General features: G+C 67.8%; 22 protein-coding genes. 8 read left to right on the top strand and 14 right to left on the bottom strand.

Translation table 11 applies throughout. The features are described 5' to 3' along the window. Positions 1 to 36 precede the first annotated feature (36 nt). Entirely contained in the window at positions 37 to 2,148 is a 2,112-nt protein-coding gene (locus ABD333_RS24100; RefSeq protein ID WP_344544350.1) for a sensor histidine kinase, read from the bottom strand. 181 nt (positions 2,149 to 2,329) lie between these two features. Between ABD333_RS24100 and ABD333_RS24095 the strand changes: the two genes are divergently transcribed. After that, positions 2,330 to 2,911, top strand: coding sequence for a Uma2 family endonuclease (locus ABD333_RS24095; protein WP_344544348.1), 582 nt, complete (start codon positions 2,330 to 2,332; stop codon positions 2,909 to 2,911). A gap of 126 nt (positions 2,912 to 3,037) precedes the next feature. On the opposite strand, the gene ABD333_RS24090 is transcribed toward ABD333_RS24095, so the two are convergent. From ABD333_RS24090 to ABD333_RS24075, 4 genes are all read right to left on the bottom strand, one after another. Then, positions 3,038 to 3,850 carry an aldo/keto reductase gene (locus ABD333_RS24090; RefSeq protein WP_344544346.1) on the bottom strand — a complete coding sequence of 271 codons (813 nt, stop codon included), beginning with the start codon at positions 3,848 to 3,850 and terminating at the stop codon, positions 3,038 to 3,040. Positions 3,851 to 4,160: 310 nt separating this feature from the next. Next, the gene (locus ABD333_RS24085) at positions 4,161 to 4,442 is read right to left on the bottom strand and encodes a DUF397 domain-containing protein (RefSeq protein ID WP_344544344.1); all 282 of its coding nucleotides are present in this window, start codon (positions 4,440 to 4,442) and stop codon (positions 4,161 to 4,163) included. Between the two features lie 50 nt (positions 4,443 to 4,492). After that, positions 4,493 to 4,687 (bottom strand): DUF397 domain-containing protein, encoded by a 195-nt coding sequence (locus tag ABD333_RS24080; RefSeq protein WP_344544342.1) that lies wholly within the window; start codon positions 4,685 to 4,687, stop codon positions 4,493 to 4,495. Next, positions 4,684 to 5,670 carry a helix-turn-helix domain-containing protein gene (locus ABD333_RS24075; protein ID WP_344544340.1) on the bottom strand — a complete coding sequence of 329 codons (987 nt, stop codon included), beginning with the start codon at positions 5,668 to 5,670 and terminating at the stop codon, positions 4,684 to 4,686. Before ABD333_RS24075 ends, ABD333_RS24080 begins: the two co-directional genes overlap by 4 nt. Positions 5,671 to 5,692: 22 nt before the next feature. Between ABD333_RS24075 and ABD333_RS24070 the strand changes: the two genes are divergently transcribed. Continuing rightward, a complete protein-coding gene (locus ABD333_RS24070) occupies positions 5,693 to 5,899 on the top strand; it encodes a hypothetical protein (RefSeq protein ID WP_344544338.1) in 207 nt (68 codons plus the stop codon). A gap of 424 nt (positions 5,900 to 6,323) precedes the next feature. On the opposite strand, the gene ABD333_RS24065 is transcribed toward ABD333_RS24070, so the two are convergent. The 6 genes from ABD333_RS24065 to ABD333_RS24040 all read right to left on the bottom strand — a co-directional run bounded on the left by ABD333_RS24065 (position 6,324) and on the right by ABD333_RS24040 (position 10,252). Next, positions 6,324 to 7,130: a hypothetical protein gene (locus ABD333_RS24065; protein ID WP_344544336.1), complete on the bottom strand. Its 807-nt coding sequence runs from the start codon at positions 7,128 to 7,130 to the stop codon at positions 6,324 to 6,326. Positions 7,131 to 7,198: 68 nt separating this feature from the next. Further along, positions 7,199 to 7,330: a hypothetical protein gene (locus ABD333_RS24060; protein WP_344544333.1), complete on the bottom strand. Its 132-nt coding sequence runs from the start codon at positions 7,328 to 7,330 to the stop codon at positions 7,199 to 7,201. Beyond that, positions 7,327 to 8,421 (bottom strand): radical SAM protein, encoded by a 1,095-nt coding sequence (locus ABD333_RS24055; protein ID WP_344544331.1) that lies wholly within the window; start codon positions 8,419 to 8,421, stop codon positions 7,327 to 7,329. The genes ABD333_RS24060 and ABD333_RS24055 overlap by 4 nt, the downstream gene beginning before the upstream one ends. Before the next feature lie 177 nt (positions 8,422 to 8,598). After that, a complete protein-coding gene (locus ABD333_RS24050) occupies positions 8,599 to 9,462 on the bottom strand; it encodes a Scr1 family TA system antitoxin-like transcriptional regulator (RefSeq protein WP_344544329.1) in 864 nt (287 codons plus the stop codon). Between the two features lie 30 nt (positions 9,463 to 9,492). Further along, positions 9,493 to 10,035: a DUF6879 family protein gene (locus ABD333_RS24045; protein WP_344544327.1), complete on the bottom strand. Its 543-nt coding sequence runs from the start codon at positions 10,033 to 10,035 to the stop codon at positions 9,493 to 9,495. Then, positions 10,013 to 10,252, bottom strand: a complete 240-nt coding sequence (locus ABD333_RS24040; RefSeq protein WP_344544325.1) for a hypothetical protein — start codon at positions 10,250 to 10,252, stop codon at positions 10,013 to 10,015. The genes ABD333_RS24045 and ABD333_RS24040 overlap by 23 nt, the downstream gene beginning before the upstream one ends. An 86-nt stretch (positions 10,253 to 10,338) precedes the next feature. Between ABD333_RS24040 and ABD333_RS24035 the strand changes: the two genes are divergently transcribed. After that, positions 10,339 to 10,578 (top strand): DUF397 domain-containing protein, encoded by a 240-nt coding sequence (locus ABD333_RS24035; RefSeq protein WP_344544323.1) that lies wholly within the window; start codon positions 10,339 to 10,341, stop codon positions 10,576 to 10,578. 319 nt (positions 10,579 to 10,897) lie between these two features. On the opposite strand, the gene ABD333_RS24030 is transcribed toward ABD333_RS24035, so the two are convergent. The 3 genes from ABD333_RS24030 to ABD333_RS24020 form a co-directional block, all read right to left on the bottom strand. Further along, positions 10,898 to 11,947: an NAD-dependent epimerase/dehydratase family protein gene (locus ABD333_RS24030; RefSeq protein ID WP_344544321.1), complete on the bottom strand. Its 1,050-nt coding sequence runs from the start codon at positions 11,945 to 11,947 to the stop codon at positions 10,898 to 10,900. A 20-nt stretch (positions 11,948 to 11,967) separates the two neighbouring features. Then, the gene (locus tag ABD333_RS24025) at positions 11,968 to 12,465 is read right to left on the bottom strand and encodes a hypothetical protein (protein WP_344544319.1); all 498 of its coding nucleotides are present in this window, start codon (positions 12,463 to 12,465) and stop codon (positions 11,968 to 11,970) included. A 125-nt stretch (positions 12,466 to 12,590) separates the two neighbouring features. Beyond that, a complete protein-coding gene (locus tag ABD333_RS24020) occupies positions 12,591 to 13,112 on the bottom strand; it encodes a DinB family protein (RefSeq protein WP_344544317.1) in 522 nt (173 codons plus the stop codon). A gap of 119 nt (positions 13,113 to 13,231) precedes the next feature. Here ABD333_RS24020 and ABD333_RS24015 point away from each other — a divergent pair, with 119 nt between their 5' ends. The 5 genes from ABD333_RS24015 to ABD333_RS23995 all read left to right on the top strand — a co-directional run bounded on the left by ABD333_RS24015 (position 13,232) and on the right by ABD333_RS23995 (position 17,130). Further along, positions 13,232 to 13,390: a hypothetical protein gene (locus tag ABD333_RS24015; RefSeq protein WP_344544315.1), complete on the top strand. Its 159-nt coding sequence runs from the start codon at positions 13,232 to 13,234 to the stop codon at positions 13,388 to 13,390. An 84-nt stretch (positions 13,391 to 13,474) separates the two neighbouring features. Then, the gene (locus tag ABD333_RS24010) at positions 13,475 to 13,867 is read left to right on the top strand and encodes a hypothetical protein (protein WP_344544313.1); all 393 of its coding nucleotides are present in this window, start codon (positions 13,475 to 13,477) and stop codon (positions 13,865 to 13,867) included. 117 nt (positions 13,868 to 13,984) lie between these two features. Next, positions 13,985 to 14,431, top strand: coding sequence for a hypothetical protein (locus tag ABD333_RS24005; protein WP_344544311.1), 447 nt, complete (start codon positions 13,985 to 13,987; stop codon positions 14,429 to 14,431). Between the two features lie 109 nt (positions 14,432 to 14,540). Next, positions 14,541 to 16,457, top strand: a complete 1,917-nt coding sequence (locus ABD333_RS24000) for an AMP-dependent synthetase/ligase (protein ID WP_344544309.1) — start codon at positions 14,541 to 14,543, stop codon at positions 16,455 to 16,457. Between the two features lie 100 nt (positions 16,458 to 16,557). Then, on the top strand, positions 16,558 to 17,130 hold the full coding sequence (locus tag ABD333_RS23995) for a DUF5709 domain-containing protein (RefSeq protein ID WP_344544307.1): 573 nt from the start codon (positions 16,558 to 16,560) through the stop codon (positions 17,128 to 17,130). The last annotated feature ends 9 nt before the right edge of the window (positions 17,131 to 17,139 follow it).

The following is a 17,139-nucleotide window of genomic DNA, read 5'->3' as shown; positions in this document are numbered from 1 at the left end:
GCGGCTTCGGTCAACAGAGATGCGATCACCGATCACCTATGACGTCGTCATGGGTGCGGCCATGACGGGGTCCAGCGTCGCTGTGACCCGGAACCGCCCGTCGCCCATGAGCCGCGCGTCGAGCCGCCCGCCGAGAGCCCCCAGCCGGACGGTGAGGTTGCCGATCCCCGAGCCGGGCGGCGTGACTTCCGACGGGCTGCCGTCGTTCTCCACGACCAGCCGATCCTCATCGATCGTGATCTCGCAGTGGCGGGCCGCGCTGTGCCGGAGCACGTTGGTGACGGCCTCCCTTAGGACCGCGCTCAGCACGCCCTCGGCGGCGGTCGGCGGGTCGCCCTCCCGGCGGACCCGCACCTCGATGCCCGCCGCGCCGAGCACGGAACGCGCCGACTCCAGCTCCGCCGCGAGCTCCAGGCGCGGGGCGGCCCCGGCCACCGTCGCCATGTCGGCGCGGGCCCGTACGGCCATCTCGACCACGTCGGCGAGCTCGGCCCGGGCCCGGTCCTGGTCGACGTCCAGCAGCCTGCGGGCCAGCTCGCCCTTGAGCAGGATCGCCGCGAGGCTATGCCCGAGCAGGTCGTGCAGGTCACGCGCTGCCCGCAACCGTTCCTGCACAACGGCGGCACGCGCGACCCCGGCACCGGCCGCCCGCAGTTCGTCGGCCAGCTGCGCGAGCCGGACCAGCCCGTACACCACGAGCCCGGTCACCAGCACGCTCACCACCGAATTCACGATCACGGGCGTGCTCTCGCCAAGCCGCCAAGCGATCACGCCCATGCTCGCCATCACAACACCGGTCAGCGGCCAGGCCAAAGCCGCAGGCAGCGTCACCAGCAGCGCGCCGACCAGAAATCCAGGCGTTCCGCCCCACGCCTTCCCGAACCACACCAGCGGCACAAAACTCAGCACGGCCTGTAGGAGCAGCAGCCAGACCCAGTACTTCCCGCGCGGCCGGGTCCAGTGCAACTGGAGAAGCACGATGGCCGTTAGGCAGGGCACCGCCGCCACCAGCGCCCACGGGTTCGTCAGCAGAAGGAACGCCTTGGCGCAGAACCCCGCGAGCACCACGGCGAGCAATGCCACGGCTAGCCGGTGTTCCCGGCTCGCCCGGTTGACGGGCGCGGGCACGGCGGCGATAGCGGCCTCGACGGTGAAACGGCCGTCAGGCCCCAATCCGGTACGCAGGTGGCCGCCGACCGCTTCGACCTGCTCGGCCAGCGGGGCGAGCGCCTCGGTGCCGAGGGCGGCCGTGGGCACCCCGTCGTTCGTGACCCGCAGAACGACGAGCCCCTCGTCCTCGCTGGTCTCGATGGTGCAGTGCCGCGCCGTTCCCTGCCGTACGACGTCGGTGACGGCCTCCCGCAGCACGGTGGCCAGCAGGGCGCCCGCCTGCCCGAGCGGCTCCTCGTGCCCGGCCCGTACCGTCACCTCGATCTCCGCCGCCGACAGCAGCCCCCGCGCCGCCGAGATCTCGGGCGTCAGCGACAGGCTGCGCAGATCGGCTGCGGCGGACCGGGCGGTGGCCAGCGACCGCCGGGCCACCGCGAGCACGTCCTGGAGATCATCTGCCCGCGCTGCGGCGATCGTGTCCAGCCCGCGGCCGACGCTCTCGTTGAGCTCGGCCGCCATCCGCAGCCGCTCCTCCTCGACCGCCGCCAGCGCCAGCGTGACCCGCGCGGCATGCACCTCGTCGATCCGGTCGGTCAGCCGGGACAGCCCGTACGCGACCAGCGCGATCAGCATCGCCGTGATCGTGAAGTCGAGGAGCTCCGGCACCGACTCTGCCCGCGTCCCATGAACAACCGGCACCGTCAGCCCGACCAGAACCGCTGTCCGCCAGGCCGACGCGAGCAGCAACGACCCGATCAGCAGCCCGATGATCCCGACCGAGACCCCGAAGCCGAGCACCGCCGCGTACACCGCGAGACTCTGAACCACCATGACGGGCCACGTCTGGAACCGGCGGAGCACCGGCAGCACGTACCGCAACTGAAGCCCCAGCACCGCAAGCGACAGCGGCACGACCGCGGCCGCCTTGCCCGGCCCGCTCACCGCACTGAGCGCGTACACGCTCACGAAGCTCCCGAGCACCGCGATAGCGATGACCCGCGCCGTACGCGGATGCAACTCGGCGCGTCTTCTTTGCACCGTCCCCCCAAGCCCCTGACGAGGACAAAGGGAATCTTACTGGGCGTTCGACACGCCACTGCGGGCCTAGGCGGCACCCAGGCAACGGAGAGGTCATCAGGCGGCTGATCGGCTTGAGGAACGCGCCGAAGGTACGTTGATTAAGTACCTGTGCCAACCACGACCGGAGGCGCCACGAGCCATGCCTGCGGTGACCCTTCCGTTGCCGTCCGGTGACACATGGACTCGGGCAGACTATGAGGCTCTGCCTGAAGATCTCCCAGCACGCGTGGGTCTCGTCCACGGCGAACTGGTCGTGAACCCTCGGCCCCGTCCGATCCACCGGCGAATCGCGCGGCGTCTGGCGACCCGTCTTGAGGACGCGGCGCCCGATGCCTTGCAGGTCGACACTGACGTGGACGTTCTGCTGGATGACGATGAGATGGAGCCAGTGGAGATCGCTCCGGACATCGTCGTGTATTCGAGCAGGCACGACCCCTATGAACGTCCCATCCCCGCCGATCTGGTGGTTCTGGTCGTCGAGGTGGTGTCTCCGTCCACCAAACGCAAGGATCGCCGGGTGCAACCGGGCCTGTACGCAGACGCGGAGATTCGGCACTACTGGCGGGTAGAGACCGATCACACCGCACCTGCGTTCGCTATCTACACATATGAGCTGGACGACGCCACTGGCGGATACATCGCGACCGGCGTCCACCACGACCGGATCACCGTCACTTTGCCGTTCTCCCTCGATATGGACCTCAAAGCCGTTCGCGAGTAACCACCGTCCTGCCGACGCTCTCCAGCACGAACGCCGCAGGCCCACCCACTGAGCAAGCTCGTGAGCACGGCCATGGCGCGCGATCCGCGGAGGTGACTCGACGGCTTGGACCTGAGGACGCGGGCCTCAGAGGCGACGGAACTGATGGTCAGACAACTGGAGGTCGGCCGCGGCCACGTTCTCTTCCAGGTGAACGATCGACCCCGTGCCCGGGATCGGCAGCACGACCGGCGAACGATGGAGCAGCCAGGCCAGCGAGACCTGGGCCGGAGTGGCGCCGAGCTCTTCAGCGACACTCGCGATCTCAGGCGTCGCCCCGGCCACCGCAGGATGCACAGGACGCCAGGGCAGAAAGGCGATCCCCGCCGCATCACAGGCGTCCAGCACGGGTTCATGCTCGCGGTCGAGCATGCTGTACCGATTTTGGACGCTCACCACGTCAACGATCTGCCGCGCCTCGTCCAGTTGCGCGACCGAGACCTCCGACAGCCCGATGTGGCCGATCTTGCCCTCGGCCTGGAGCTCGCCCAGCGTCCCCACCTGGTCGGCGAGCGGCACCTCCGGATCGACCCGATGCAGCTGGAGCAGTTCGAGCCGTTCCATTCGAAGCCGCCGCAAGCCCTCCTCGACCTGCTCCCGCAGAAAATCGGGCCGCCCGCAAAGCGCCGCCTCCCGCCCCGCCGCCGGCGGCGCGACCCCCACCTTGGTCGCGATCAGCAACTCGTCCGGATACGGATAGAGAGCCTCCGCCAGAAGCTCCTCGTTGGCTCCCCACCCATACAGATGCGCGGTGTCGATCAGCGTGACGCCCAGCTCCACCGCCCGCCGCGCCACCGCGATGGCGCCGTCCCTAAGCCCGGCTTCCGTGGGCAGGTGCATCGCCCCGAACCCAAGCCGCCCAACACTGCGCTCACCAATACGAAACGTGCCAGCTACCATCCATCGCCCTTCGCTAGGCGATCAAGCTAACAGCAAGCGCGAGCCCAGCTCACAGCCCACCATCGATGTCGCCCGCGAGCCGCCCAGCCCCACAAGATCTTCACCAGGTCACGACGTGCCGCCGAGGCCATCGCCGGCCGAGAAGCCGTGACCGTCTGCGTCCCCGCCAAGGCGTTCACCACGCTCAACTAGATCTGCCGCCGCCCGCACGACCCGTCACGTGGCATCGCCGCCCCACGCAACTGGCCGAAGCCGCAGCACGTCGGTCATAAATCGGCGCCCAAGCCGACAGCTCCAGCACGCCTGCTGATCACAGATCCAGCTCCGACCGCTTCACCCGAGCGACGAGTTCCCCAAAAGCCGCCACCGACAACGCCAGATGCCCGCCATCAGGAGCCTTGGAATCCCGCACACCCACCCCAGCGCGAAGCTCAGCGACCTCAACACACTCACCACCCTGATGAGCGCTGCGGCTGCTCTTCCGCCACCCATGAACGAGAGCGAGATCCGCGACCTCAACGCACTGACCGCCGCTGCCCCCGCTGTGCGTGCTCTTGCGCCACGGCGTCGTTGATGGCTTTCGCTGTTCCATGGACCCTCCGAGATCCTTTCGATCAACGGACGCAGCTGTCTTCGGGCTGTTCAGAGGTCGAGTTCTGACCGCTTCACTCGGGCGATGAGGTCGGCGAAGCCCGTCGCCGACAAGGTCAGGTGTCCGGCCTCGGGAGCCTTGGAGTCTCGAACGCCCACGGCGGCGTGGAGGTTGGCGATCTCAACGCATTCGCCGCCCTCGTGGCCGCTGTAGCTACTCTTCCGCCATTGATCCATCTTGCTCATAGCTCCTCCATCACAGCTCTGATCAGTGCTCGGGACTCCTCGATGGGGTACGCATGACCTCTGATCAAGTCATACCGTACGAGGTATGTCCCGACACGTTGTCCTTGTTCGATGAGCATCCCTGCTCCTGCGGCTTCCGTATAGACCGCATGTGATCCGTCCTCGAATCCGAGGACCGTGAAGCTTCCTGTCAGGCCTGGGTAGTAACCCCGCCCATCAGGGACGACATCAATAGTGATGTTCGGGCGCTCGCTCATCTCGAGAAGATGAAGCAGTTGCTCTTTCTGGACGCTCTTGTCGCCGATGACGTAGCGCAAGACGCGTTCGTCGACCGTATGTATGACCTGTGGCGGGTTATCGCTAGTGAGGATCGCTTGGCGTTCCATGCGCGCAGCGACGAGGTCTTCCACATTGCTGCCACCGGTGCCTCCCAGAACGGCGCGAGTGTAGGCCTCGGTCTGGAATAGCCCGCTGAACAGCAGCGCGCCGAAGACACGGATGTGCGAGGCCTCCCGCTCTCGGATGACGTACTCAGCGAAGCCAGGCGGCAAGGCTGCGGCTTGTCGGGTGTCGATGATGCGCTTCCAGAGGCGGTGGAAGAGGCCGTTCGTCTTGAAGTAGGTGTCCACGTCCTGAGCGACCGTCTCTGACGGGGTGTTCTTGCAGTGCTCGATCTGGCCGACGTAGGAGTCGGTGTAGCCGAGGGCTTCGGCGAGCTCGGACTTGTTGAGACCGGCCTGCTCCCGCCACGCCTGCAGTTCCTTGGCGAACGTGACGACGGCTGGGTTGTCGTAGGCCTCCGAACGAGCGGGCATGGGGGCTCCCGAAAGTCGTACCCGGACTGGGGTTCGGTGGATCTTCGCGGGGGTTCGATCGTGGTTGTGATCGGTCACTTCCAGAGAGTAGTCGCCGCCTGTGACAGTGGTGGCGACATCGGACAGGTCTCTCACACACGAAGGTTCCGCCGTGACGAACACGCGCATTCACCCCGACGATCAAGACTTGATGCGGCTGCGGGCAGACTTCCCGGGGCATCGGATCTTCCGGTCCGTCCGCTGGGACGGGTTGCTCGGCTCGTGGTGCGCGACGCTGCACGACCCGGCGGCGGGAGTCGATCCGACGGTCATCGAGGACGACGCGGCCGCGTTGCGGACCGCGCTCGTCGAGCAGCGTGTCCGGGCGGAGGCCCGGCTCCGTTCGGCGGCGTGGTGATGGCGCGGGTGGTGTACGTGCCTGCGGCGCCCCCGCTCTCCGCCTGGGAGACGTGGCGGCTGCGGCGGCGGCTGGACGCGTTGCGGCGTGCCCTCCATCGCGAGGGCTGGGCCACCAAGCGCCGGTACGACGACGTCCCGCGCTTGTTGCAGGTGTACGCGGAGCAGGCGCCCCACATCGGGGAAAGCGTCACTGTGGTCCGGGAGCTCCATGGCTGGTGGTACGTGACGTCTTCAGGGGTCCATCTCGCTCCCTGCACGAATGTCGAGGAGGCCGCCGGTGAACTGGCGGCGTGGTTGGCGCCTTGGGTCTCCGCTGCGCTTGGACATGGAACGGATGGGGTCGGGGGTGTGGGGGCGGCGGAGCCCCAATGAGGCTGACCGAGCGTCCGCGAAGGCGGTGCCTTCTCAGGGGAAGAGACGTCTCATTCTGCGGTCCGGTGCCGACACCAAGCCTCCGCCGCCTGAGCCATGGCCAGAGTCCACGACGCGGAAGACGCGTCTGCGATCTCCTTCCACACCCTGGCGTTGGCGCTGGCGAAGACGCGAAGCCCCTCCGGCGGTGCGGCCTGCCACGCAGGTACGTTTCTGACGACGCCCTCGGCGCTATCGGCGGTGTGGCCGACAGCCATCAGGCGGGTAATCCAGCAGGCCGGGTCAATCCAGCCAGCACCGGACGTTGGCCATGCCCAGTCGATCAGGTAGGCCCGACCACGAGACATCAGCACGTTGACGTTGTTCCAGTCGGTGTGCAGCAGCCGGTCGCCCTGAAGCAGGAGTACGTCTTCCGGAACCGTGACGTACTTGCGCCAGCGGTCTTCGGCGAGCTTGATCTGAACGTCCGGGGAGGGGACCTTTCCCAACTCGGACATGGTGTCGGCCACGGCCGCCAGATCCGAGGAGCCGGGACTGTAGTCGGCGTGCCGCCCGTCGACCACCTCGAAGCCGAGCAGGTCCCAGTCTTCGCTGCGCAGACGCCAGAGCAGCCGTGCCGAGAAGTGGCGGACGGCGCGGTTGATGCTGGCCTCCATGTCCTGTGTCCAGCGGCGCGGGTAGTCCTTACGAAGCCCCTTCATGAACACCGCGCCGGACTCGGTACGCAAGATGACCGCAACCGCCGAGTTCAGTCCTTCGGAGACGGTCTCGGCCGTGTAAACGGTGCCGGTCTCCTTCTCTACCTCCCACCGGACTAGCTCCGGTAGGGCTTCCCAGTCAACGCGCGATAGCGCCATTGACCCTTCTCCCCTCGCAGCAAGGACCGCCCCCTACCGTACGGGGACGGTCCTGGCGATCGTTGGAACTAGTAGGGCTGGTCATCACCGGCGGCGCAGGAACACTTGTCGGCGTCCAGCAGGTCGTCCACGTCCTCGATGATCCGGATCTCGTCCTCGTCCAGGCGACGAGGACGGATCTCGATGTCGACGGCGGTCATGTGGCTGGTACCTCCTCTCTGGGGCGTCCGTGCTGGCAGTAGGTGACCAGCGGGGCTTGTGCCTTGCGGTAGAGCTGGACCAGAGGCATACAGGTGCCGCAGGTGCCCTGGAGCGAGCACCCTGAACAGCCGCCTTGCCGCAGAAGGAGTCCATCGGCGATCTCGTTCAGGCGGCGTAGTCCTTCGACGCCCTCGGTGAGCAGGTCCACGTTCGGGTCACGACCGATCTTGCAGATGGACGCCTTGCCGAACGGGTCCACGTGGAAGAAGGTGTGGCCGGCGTTGCAGCCGGTGAACGGCTTACGCTTGCGCAGATGCTCCACGCTCTGCGACGGCAGGGTCTCGCCGGTCCCGTGAATCGTGGGTGACATGTTGGAGTACACGTCGTAGGGCACCCTAAGCCGGTCGGCCAGAGCCTTCATCGCATCCAGCTCGTTCGCGTTGTGGTGGGTGACGATCAGGCTGAACGTCAGGGGGAGCTGTGCTTCCACGGCTGCGTGGACGCCCTTGATGAACCCCTTGAACGCGCCTGGCCTCCGGGTCAGCGCGTCGTAGCTTTCCTGGGTCGCGCCGTACACGCTGACGGTGATGCTATGCGGGCGGTGCTCGGTGAGCAGGTCGAGGATCGGGGCGGCGTGCAGGCGGGAGCCGTTCGAAAGGATCGAGATCATCATTCCCAGCTCGAAGGCCCGCCTATAGACCCCGGGGAAGAAGCGGTCTACCAGGGGTTCGCCGCCTGTGAGCTGAAGCCATAGGACGCCGGCCTCGTGCAGGACACGCAGAGCCTTCTCCCGGCTCTCCCAGGGCATGCCCTCGAACTTCTTGAGGCCGAGATAGCAGTGCTCGCAGTCATAGTTGCAGCCGAGATTGACCTCGTGCGTCGCCCGGACGAACCCGAACGGCGAGGGCTTACGGACGAGGACGACGTCCTCCAGCTCCGTCCCGGCCAGGTCCAGCCCCCACGCTCGGTCGCCCGCGTGAACGAGCCAGGACGGGCACTCACCTTGGCCGCACAGTTCGGCAAAGCGAGTGGGCCCGATTTGAAGTGATTTCTTAGAACCTGGGCGCAGTACCGCGTACGCATCGCCCATCGGACTCGCGATCAAGGAGTGCAAGGCTCCTCCTGGGCCTTCAGGCGCGGCTTCTCCGCGCACTTGGTGCTCCCCTCGGCTGTGATCCGCTTCGCGGGGCTTGTCGAAGCTCATGACTGGAAGCTAGGCCGCGAGTTCGCCGGAGACCAGAAGAGAGGCAAAAGGAGGCAAGGAACTTCAGCGGCAGGCTTTCCTGGCCGCCTCAATCAGGCTCCCCGCCTCGTCTCCGAAGACCGCCGAACGGAACAGGTCCTCGAACGCGGCCAGGTACAGGGAGACCTCGCCCGGCACGGTGATGGTGACCAGGGCAGACAGGATCTCCACTTCCACCTTGGTGCCGTCGAAGACGGTGAAGTTCTCCAACACCCATTGGGTGCGGGGACGCGAGAACGGAAGGATGCCGAGTGCCACAGAGGGGATTGCTGATGCTGTGATGTCGGCGAGGTGTGAGAGCTGCTCTGACATCACCTCCGGGCCTCCGAAGCGGTAGTACAGAGCTGCTTCTTCGACCAAGAACAGGAACTTCCTGCCAGGCCGCCAGAGAACGCGCTGTCGGTCGATGCGAGCCGTCACGGCCCCGGGCACATCGTCGTCGGGGCCACCGGAGCGTCGAGACACCAGCGTCAGCAGCTCGGTGACATAACCCCTGGTTTGAAGGAGGCCCGGAACCACCTGCGAGCAGTAGGTCCAGTCCGTGGAGGCGCCTTCGTAGAGGGCGAGACGTGACTCTTGAAGGCGTCTCAGCCCGCCCTTGCCTCGCTGAAGCCGCTTCCATGTTGAGTACGCGGAGTCCGCGGCTTGCAGGGCCGCGACGAGGTCCTCAGATTGATCTTCGGCATCGCAGATCCGGCACCATGTGCGGATGTCGGTAACACTCGGAGCGCGCTGAGCGTGCTCGATCTTGCCGACCTTCCACCGGTCCCAACCAGCGGATTCAGCAAGGTACTTGGACTTGACGCCGGCGTTGACACGGATCTCGCGAAGCCGATCGGCGAGGGCGTGACGAGCCGCCTGGACGGCTGGGTACTGAGGCGAAGGCACGGTGACAGTGTGCGCCGGAAGTCACGGCGGCTATTTCGGCTCGTACTCCGCGTGCGGGATCGCTCGATCCCAGGCCGCTTCGAAGGATGTTGAGCAGTGCTTCGCCACCGAGGGCTCTGTAGTCAGCTCCGCACCGAGGTAGTCGCCGATGCCTGAGAAGTAGCCGAATCGCACCAGTCGGTCGTCCAGCAGCCAGAAGTCGTTGCCCGGAAGGCACAGGTCGGATGCACGTCTGCGAGGGAGCCAACGGACCTGCTCGCCGGCTGCCTCGTTGAGTGCGCCAGCGCCGTCGTACTCGAACCTTGTGAAGGGCGCCAAGGGCTCGGATACGACGCGAAGGCGGCGCACTGTCACTCCCCGAGCCACTGTGGCTCGAATCAGCTCTGCCCATTGACGCTCGTCGGCGGCGATGTCCTCGGGTCCCACCTTGCCGGCCAGCCAGCGCAGAAACAGCGGGTCGTTCGGGGTGTAGGCGTCCCGAAGTTCCAGGTGGACCGCTGTTCGTCGTGCAGTGGCGAACAGAACTGCGAAATCCTCGGGGTCCAGCTCATCAAGTGCCGGTATCGCGGTCACTGAGCGCCTCCAGGATGAGCTTCCTCATTCGGGCCGGGAACCTCACCAGCGTCTCGTGCGGCGCAAGCGGGCTGTGCTGCGCGGCCTCTTCGAGCGTCGCCGGATCGGTCTCCGTCCAGCCCTGGAACAGGACATCGCCGGTCTGCTCGTCCATGATCACTGCGAGGCAGTTCCCGCCCTGAGTATTGGGATCGATCGCCAGCAACCGTAGCGCCATGATGACCTCCGTCGGTCAGAGTGAGGCAAAGAGAGGCGCCCCACGCTCGACAATCACCCGTGCCAGCGAACTGGTCAAGAGTTGAGATGCAGGACTACCGTCCATGGATGGGCATTGAGAGGGGCGGAGGGGGCGGATCGCCAGGTGGGGTGGTCTGGAGGAAATCGACCTACACCAGGGAAGGTCACTGCGTTGAAGTTGCTGACCTTGGACTGGTCATCGGCGTACGTGACTCCAAAGCGCCTGGCCGACCTCGGTTGGAGCTGGACCGAGCGGAACTGCGCGCGCTCGCCGGCCGGATCAAGGCTGGCGAACTGGACCTTTGAGGTCGTAGGACCGGAGGCCCTCCTTAGTCCCCGAGGGCGAGCGGAAGCAGCGGAGCAGGCGCCCCACATCGGGGAAAGCGTCACTGTGGTGCGGGAGCTCCATGGCTGGTGGTACGTGACGTCTTCAGGGGTCCATCTCGCTCCCTTCACGAATGTCGAGGAGGCCGCCGGTGAACTCGCCGCGTGGTTGACGCCTTGGGTCTCCGCTGCCCTTAGGCGTGGAACGGAAGGGGTCGGGGGTGTGGGGGCGGAGCCCCCACAGGGGTTTGGGGCGGAGCCCCAATGAGGCTGTCCGAGCGTCAGCGAGGGCGATGCCTTTTCAGGGCTTGCGGCCTACTCCTGTTACGAACTCTCGGAGTCGGGCTGGGCCGCCTGCTGTGGGCGACAGCGGTGGTGTGTCCATGCCCTCGGGGGTTCGTAGGCCGTTCATGAACTCTTGGAGCGCCTCACGTCCGGTGTGCTCCGGCGTCCAGCCGAGTTCGCCTCGCGCCCGGGCGGTGTCCATGATCGGCACTCGCAGGGCCAGGTCGAACAGCTGGGGCGACGCCGGGACGAGGTGCAGCGACCAGGCCGTGGTGAGGGCGGCGCGGGCGGCCTGGACGGGGATGCGCACCTTGCGGGCGCCGAACAGGTCGGCCAGTTCGGCGGCGTCGATGACCGGTTCGGCCGCGATGTTGAACGGCCCGCGCACGTCGCTGGTGGCCGCGAGGTGGAAGGCCTCGCCCGCGTCGGCCGAGTGCAGCACCTGGAAGCGCAGGCCGGGCAGGTCGGGCACGAACGGGATCAGCCCTGGCCGGGCCAGTCGCCCGGGTACGAGAGGACCGGCGAACAGCCGCCGCTGTTCGGGAGCCGCCTCGTGCTTGAAACAGAACCCTGGCCGCAGGCGAACGACCCTGCACTCGGGGTGCTCCTTCTCGAAGATGTCCAGCAGGCGCTCGACGTACGCCTTCTCCCGTCCGTACGCCGCCGTAGGCCAGCTGTGCGTCGGCCAGGATTCGTCCACCGCGCGGTCTTTGGGCCCCGGCGAGTAGGCCCCGACGGAGGACGAGTAGACGAGCGCCGGGACGCCTGCCTCGGCCACGGCCCGCAACACCCGTTCGCTACCCAGCACGTTGCTGCGCCACGTCACGATCGGGTCGTGCGTCGGCTGGAACAGCCACGCCAGATGAACGACCACGTCCGCACCACGCAGCAGCGGGACCAGATCCGTCTTCCGTACGTCGGCCACGGCCCAGTCGGTCTTGTCCGCCTTCCAGTCCGGCATCCGGCGCGCCAGCCCGCTGATCGACGTCACCCGCGGGTCCCCGCTGAGGGCCCGTATGGTGCTCGTCCCGATGTTGCCGGTGGCTCCGATGACCACGATCCGCATGACGATCTTCCTTCCCCGAGTTATCGCAACGCTTCGGAGGCGGCGCGCAGGCGGAGGTCGTCGAGCATCGCGGACTGGCGACGCGCCCGCGAGAACAGGCCGTCCAGCCGCCGTCCGTCCAGCGCGGGGTCGGTCATCGTCCGCAGCGTGCCCCACAGGGCGGACTTGCCCTCGACGCCGAGCCGCAGCATCTCAAGTTCGACGAGGTCGCTCAGCGGCGACCGTCCGACGATCCTGCCGTTGAGCTTCAGCCGCCCGGCCTTCTCGGCCGCCCAGGCCCCTATGACCTTGTAGCGCCGGACCGGAACGCCGAGCGCGTCCATGATTTCCAGCAGCGCGTCACGATCTTCGGCGATCTCCCGTGCCAGCCCCCGCAGCACCTCGCCGTCCGGCTCGTTCCGCTTGGCACCGGCGACCCGGCGCGCCAGCTCGACCCCGCCCGTGGCGCCCGCCAGGTGATCGTTCAGGTAGATCCCGAGCAGGCCTGTCTGACCTGCGGACTTCTCGGCCTTCACCATGATCGAGGCCTCCTTCGAGCGTTCTCCCGAAGGTCCCTGCCCGCCAGATCCGCGGTGAATCCCCAGTCGGCCGGCCGGCCAGTCGGCCGCGATCCGCCGCCGAGGCCGCGGCGAATCCCCCGTCCTCAGCGGGCGGCGGCGCGCTGGAGGCGGAGGGTCCCGATCTCGGCCGCGTTCTTCATGAGCTCGGCGTTCACCCAGGCCAGCAGGTGGGCGATCGTGTGGTCGGGATCGTTCGGCCAGGGGAACGGGGCGGTGGCGTCGAGGTCGGCATCGTTGAGGCGGTCGAGCACGGCCAGCCAGTCCTCGCGGAGGCCGCGCAGCCACTCGACGGCGGCGTCCTCGCCCGGCCAGGCGACCTCGGTGCGGTCCCGCGGCGGCCTTCCCTCGGCATGATCGATGGCCGTGCTCCACCACCAGCCGATGTGCCAGGTCAGCCAGGCGATCGTCGGCACGGGAACGGGATCGGGCTCGGTATCCGCCCAGTCCGGCACCCACGAGCCGCCGGCCGCGGGCCGTACGTTCCAGCAGTGCGGCGCGGGCTCCCACAGGAAGTCTCCGGGAACGAGCCGTTCCAGGTGGTACTCGAACAACGACCAGGTCAGCTCGAACTGCCAGCGCAGCAGATCACCTCGCGACGTCTTCACCGGGCGACTGTGGCATACCGCCGAGGGGGCCGTGAAACGAATATCCGCGAGTTCTTACGGACAACTGGCACCCGTTCGGCGCCGTCATCGAGCTGAAGAGCGACACCCCCGGCGTCACCGTGCCGGCCAAGATCGAGGTTCCCGCGAACGAGGTCGGACGTGGCTTCCCCATCCAGGTGGACGCCTCCGTGCCGGCCGGTACGAGGGTGAAGATCTCCGCCACCTGGGTGTTGTCGACCAAGGGCACCGTGACCACCGAGGCCATCGTCGGCTACTGAGCCGGATGCGACCGAGGAGGCCGCGTGCCGTGTTATGGGGGTTCGTGGCCGGAACGTCCGTTCTGTCTGGATACGATCCGGGGCATGACGAACCTGGTGGATCTCAGTGAATGGCCCCTCGTCCGGGCTCAGCAGAACGGGCGCCTCACCGTCGAGCAGGCGACGGAACTGAACGCCGCCATGGTCGCCATGCTGACCCGGGCGAAGGCCGAGGGGGTACGGGTCGCGATCATCGTTGACCAGCATGACCGGCAGGCCCCGCAGAAGGGCGCGCTGGAGATCGTCCACTCGTTCTGGGCCGAACGAGAGGCCGAGATCGCCGAACGCTGCTGCGGCTACGCGAGCATCGTGGCGACCCAGGAACTGGCCGATCTCGTCCAGAACCCCGGTCCCGGCGGCCTCGTGGTCATGGGCACCGTCGACCCGCAGGCCGCCGAAACGTGGGCCAAGGAACGCCTCGCCGCCGAAGACCACTAGCCCGCCGGGTGCCGTCAGCCCGGCGACCTGTGTTTGTCTCGTTCCGTATGTGTGGAAGGTCAAGATCTCCTAGGGTTCGTCCCTGTCCATGAAGATCAACAGCAGGGACGACGCCCTATGAAGACGAAGACCCGTCTCCTCTCCACCGCCGCCGCGTTCGCCGTGGCAGGGAGCACGGTGGCCGCGACCACCGGGACGGCCCACGCCGCCAGTGACACCGACTCCGTGCGCATCACGTCCGTGCAGGCGGGCTCCGCCGCCGCCTCCGCCGTGCGCAAGAAGTTCAGCGGCTCCAGGAGCTGGGGTTCCGTCCGCGGCGTCATGAGCCTCAAGGTCGTCACGGGTGTGATGACCGACCGCAAGAACGACGGCCGATGTGTCCAGGTGACCGTTTACTGGGGCCTGAAGAAGCCCGGCAAGAAGGGCCGGATCCTCGACACCGACCGGGCCTCCGTCTGCGGCAAGAACAGGTCGAGGAAGTTCAGGTCCACCCCGGACTACAGGGGCCGCCCGTTCAAGGCGAACGGCGTCTACGTCGGCCTGCGCCTGCTTCCCCGCCACTGACCGACGTCCGGCGGCCCCAGAACTGTCTAAATGTGACTCATTGCCCCCGGAAATACCGTTCACAGAACAGCAGAAACCCGGGCGTATCCACATCTACGCTTCTGGGGTCATGGGCCCACGCCAGGACATGAAGAAGGCCAAGCGCCGCGGCGACCTCGCTGATCGCGTCTCCGTCGAACTCATCCGTGAGAACGGCGTCGTACGCGAGGTTCGCACGTCACCGCTCGTGCCGCCGGCCAGGTCGGGCAGCATCGCCGACATCCCGTTCACCAACGCCGCCGAGGCCCCCTCCTCGGTCGTCGTCCGCCGCCGGACGGGCGCGGGCTGGCGGCCGGTCACCGCCGCCGCCTTCGCCGGCGAGGTACGGGCGGTGGCGAAGGGCCTCATCGCCGCGGGACTGGCTCCCGGCGGCCGCGTCGCGCTCATGTCCCGTACGCGGTACGAGTGGTGCGTTCTCGACTTCGCGATCTGGGCCGCGGGCGGCCAGTCGGTGCCCATCTACGCGACCTCCTCCGTCGAGCAGATCGAGTGGATCCTGCGCGACTCCGGCGCCACGTTCCTGATCGCGGAGACCGCCGAGAACGCCGCCGCCGTGGCCGATGCCGGCGCCGCGCTCCCCGAATTGCCGCGGGTGTGGACCGTGGACGACGACGCCGTCGGCGAGCTCACCGCGCTGGGCCAGAACGTCCTGGACGAGGAGGTCGACAAGCGCCGGGCCGCCCTCACCCCGGAGGCCATCGCCACCATCTGCTACACCTCCGGCACCACCGGCAAGCCCAAGGGCTGCGTGCTCACCCACGCCAACCTGCACGCCGAGGCCGCGAACACCATCGAGCTGCTGCACCCGATCTTCACCGAGGTCACGGGCCAGACGGCGTCGACGCTGCTCTTCCTCCCGCTGGCGCACATCCTCGGCCGCACCATCCAGATCGCCTGTCTCCAGGCCCGGATCGAGCTCGGTCACTGTCCGAGCATCAAGCCCGACGAGCTGCGGCCCGAGCTGGAGTCGTACAAGCCCACGTTCGTCGTCGGCGTCCCGTACCTCTTTGAGAAGATCCACGACACCGGACGGGCGATGGCCGAGAAGCTCGGCCGCGGGTCGTCCTTCGATCGGGCCGACCGCATCGCGGTGCGCTTCGGCGAGGCTCATCTCGCCAAGTTCCTCGGCACCGGACCCGGCCCGGGCATCAAGCTCTATCTCGCCTGGGCGCTGTACGAGCTGCTCGTCTACCGGCGCATCCGCAAGGCGCTCGGCGGCAGGCTCAGCTACGCCATCAGCGGCGGCTCCCCCCTGGACCCCCGGCTCACGCTGTTCTTCTACGCCTGCCAGGTCGTCATCTACGAGGGGTACGGCCTGACCGAGACGACCGCGGCCGCCGTCGTCAGCCCGCCGCTGAGCCCCCGCCCCGGCACGGTCGGCCTGCCGGTCCCCGGCACCTCGATCCGCCTCGCCGAGGACGACGAGATCCTGATCAAGGGCGGCATCGTCTTCAACGGCTACTGGGACAACGAGGAGGCGACGCTCCAGGCGCTGCAGGACGGCTGGTACGCCACCGGCGACCTGGGCCGCTTCGACGACGACGGCTATCTCTCGATCATCGGACGCAAGAAGGACATCCTCATCACCAGCGGCGGCAAGAACGTCTCGCCCGCTCCGCTGGAGGACCGGCTGCGCAGCCGTCCGCCGATCATGCAGTGCATCATCGTGGGCGAGGGCCGCCGCTACATCGCCGCGCTCATCACCCTGGACCCCGAGGCGATCGAACACTGGCTGGCCGTGCGCAAGCGTCCCCGTGACACCCCGTTCGACGTGCTCCGCGACGACCCGGACCTGCTCGCCGACATCCAGAAGGCCGTGGACTACGCCAACGAGGCGGTCTCCAAGGCCGAGTCCATCCGCAAGTTCCGGATCGTCGAGGGCGACTTCACCGAGGAGAACGGCCTCCTGACCCCGTCCCTGAAGATCAAGCGTCAGGCGATCCTCACCGCCTACGCCGCGGACATCGAGGCCCTCTACGCCGACTGATCGTCCGGCGGACCGTCCGGGCGGACCGTCCGGGCGGACCGTTAGGGCACTCACTTGTGGGGCAGGGGAGACAGGAGGCAAGTCAACGAGGGGAGTGGTCATGAGCCGGAACGTACCCGAGCACGATCCGCGGTCGCGGCTGGAGGACGAGGGAATCCCCGACCTTCAGGACGGGACGCCGGGTCAGCAGTGGGCGGTCGACCCGCAGGAGCAGGCGGTGCCGGGCGAGCGGCCGATCGCGGTGGACGACTTCGGCACCACGGCGGACGAGCAGCGGCAAGGGGAGCCGCTGGCGGGGCGCCTCGCGCGTGAGGTGCCCGAGGAACAACCGTCGTTCGGTGTGGACGAGCCCGCTTCCCGGCCGATGACCGAGCAGGCCGAGACGCAAGTCGAGACCGGCGACGCGCCGCTGTCGGAGGACGGCGGCCTGGGCGTGGGTTCGGACCTGGACACCGGTTTCGAGCCGCCCGACCAGGTCGCGGACGACGCGCCGGCCCAGCCCGAGGAGCCGTCCGGCCAGGTCTGGGACGCGCCACGGCCCGCGGGACGGCTGGTCGCGCCGGACGAGGGAGCCCATGAGGACGAGGAGCCCGACGCGGTCGCCGCCGAGGTGGGCCCGGACGCGGGAGGCTATTCAGCCGAAGAGGCGGCCATGCGAATAGAACGCGAGTGACCACCCGCG

The sequence above is a fragment of the Actinomadura fulvescens genome (assembly GCF_039533225.1).
GTDB classification, from domain to species: domain Bacteria; phylum Actinomycetota; class Actinomycetes; order Streptosporangiales; family Streptosporangiaceae; genus Spirillospora; species Spirillospora fulvescens.
The sequence above is the reverse complement of the archived record's forward strand: the minus strand, read 5'-3'. Positions and strand labels throughout refer to the sequence as shown.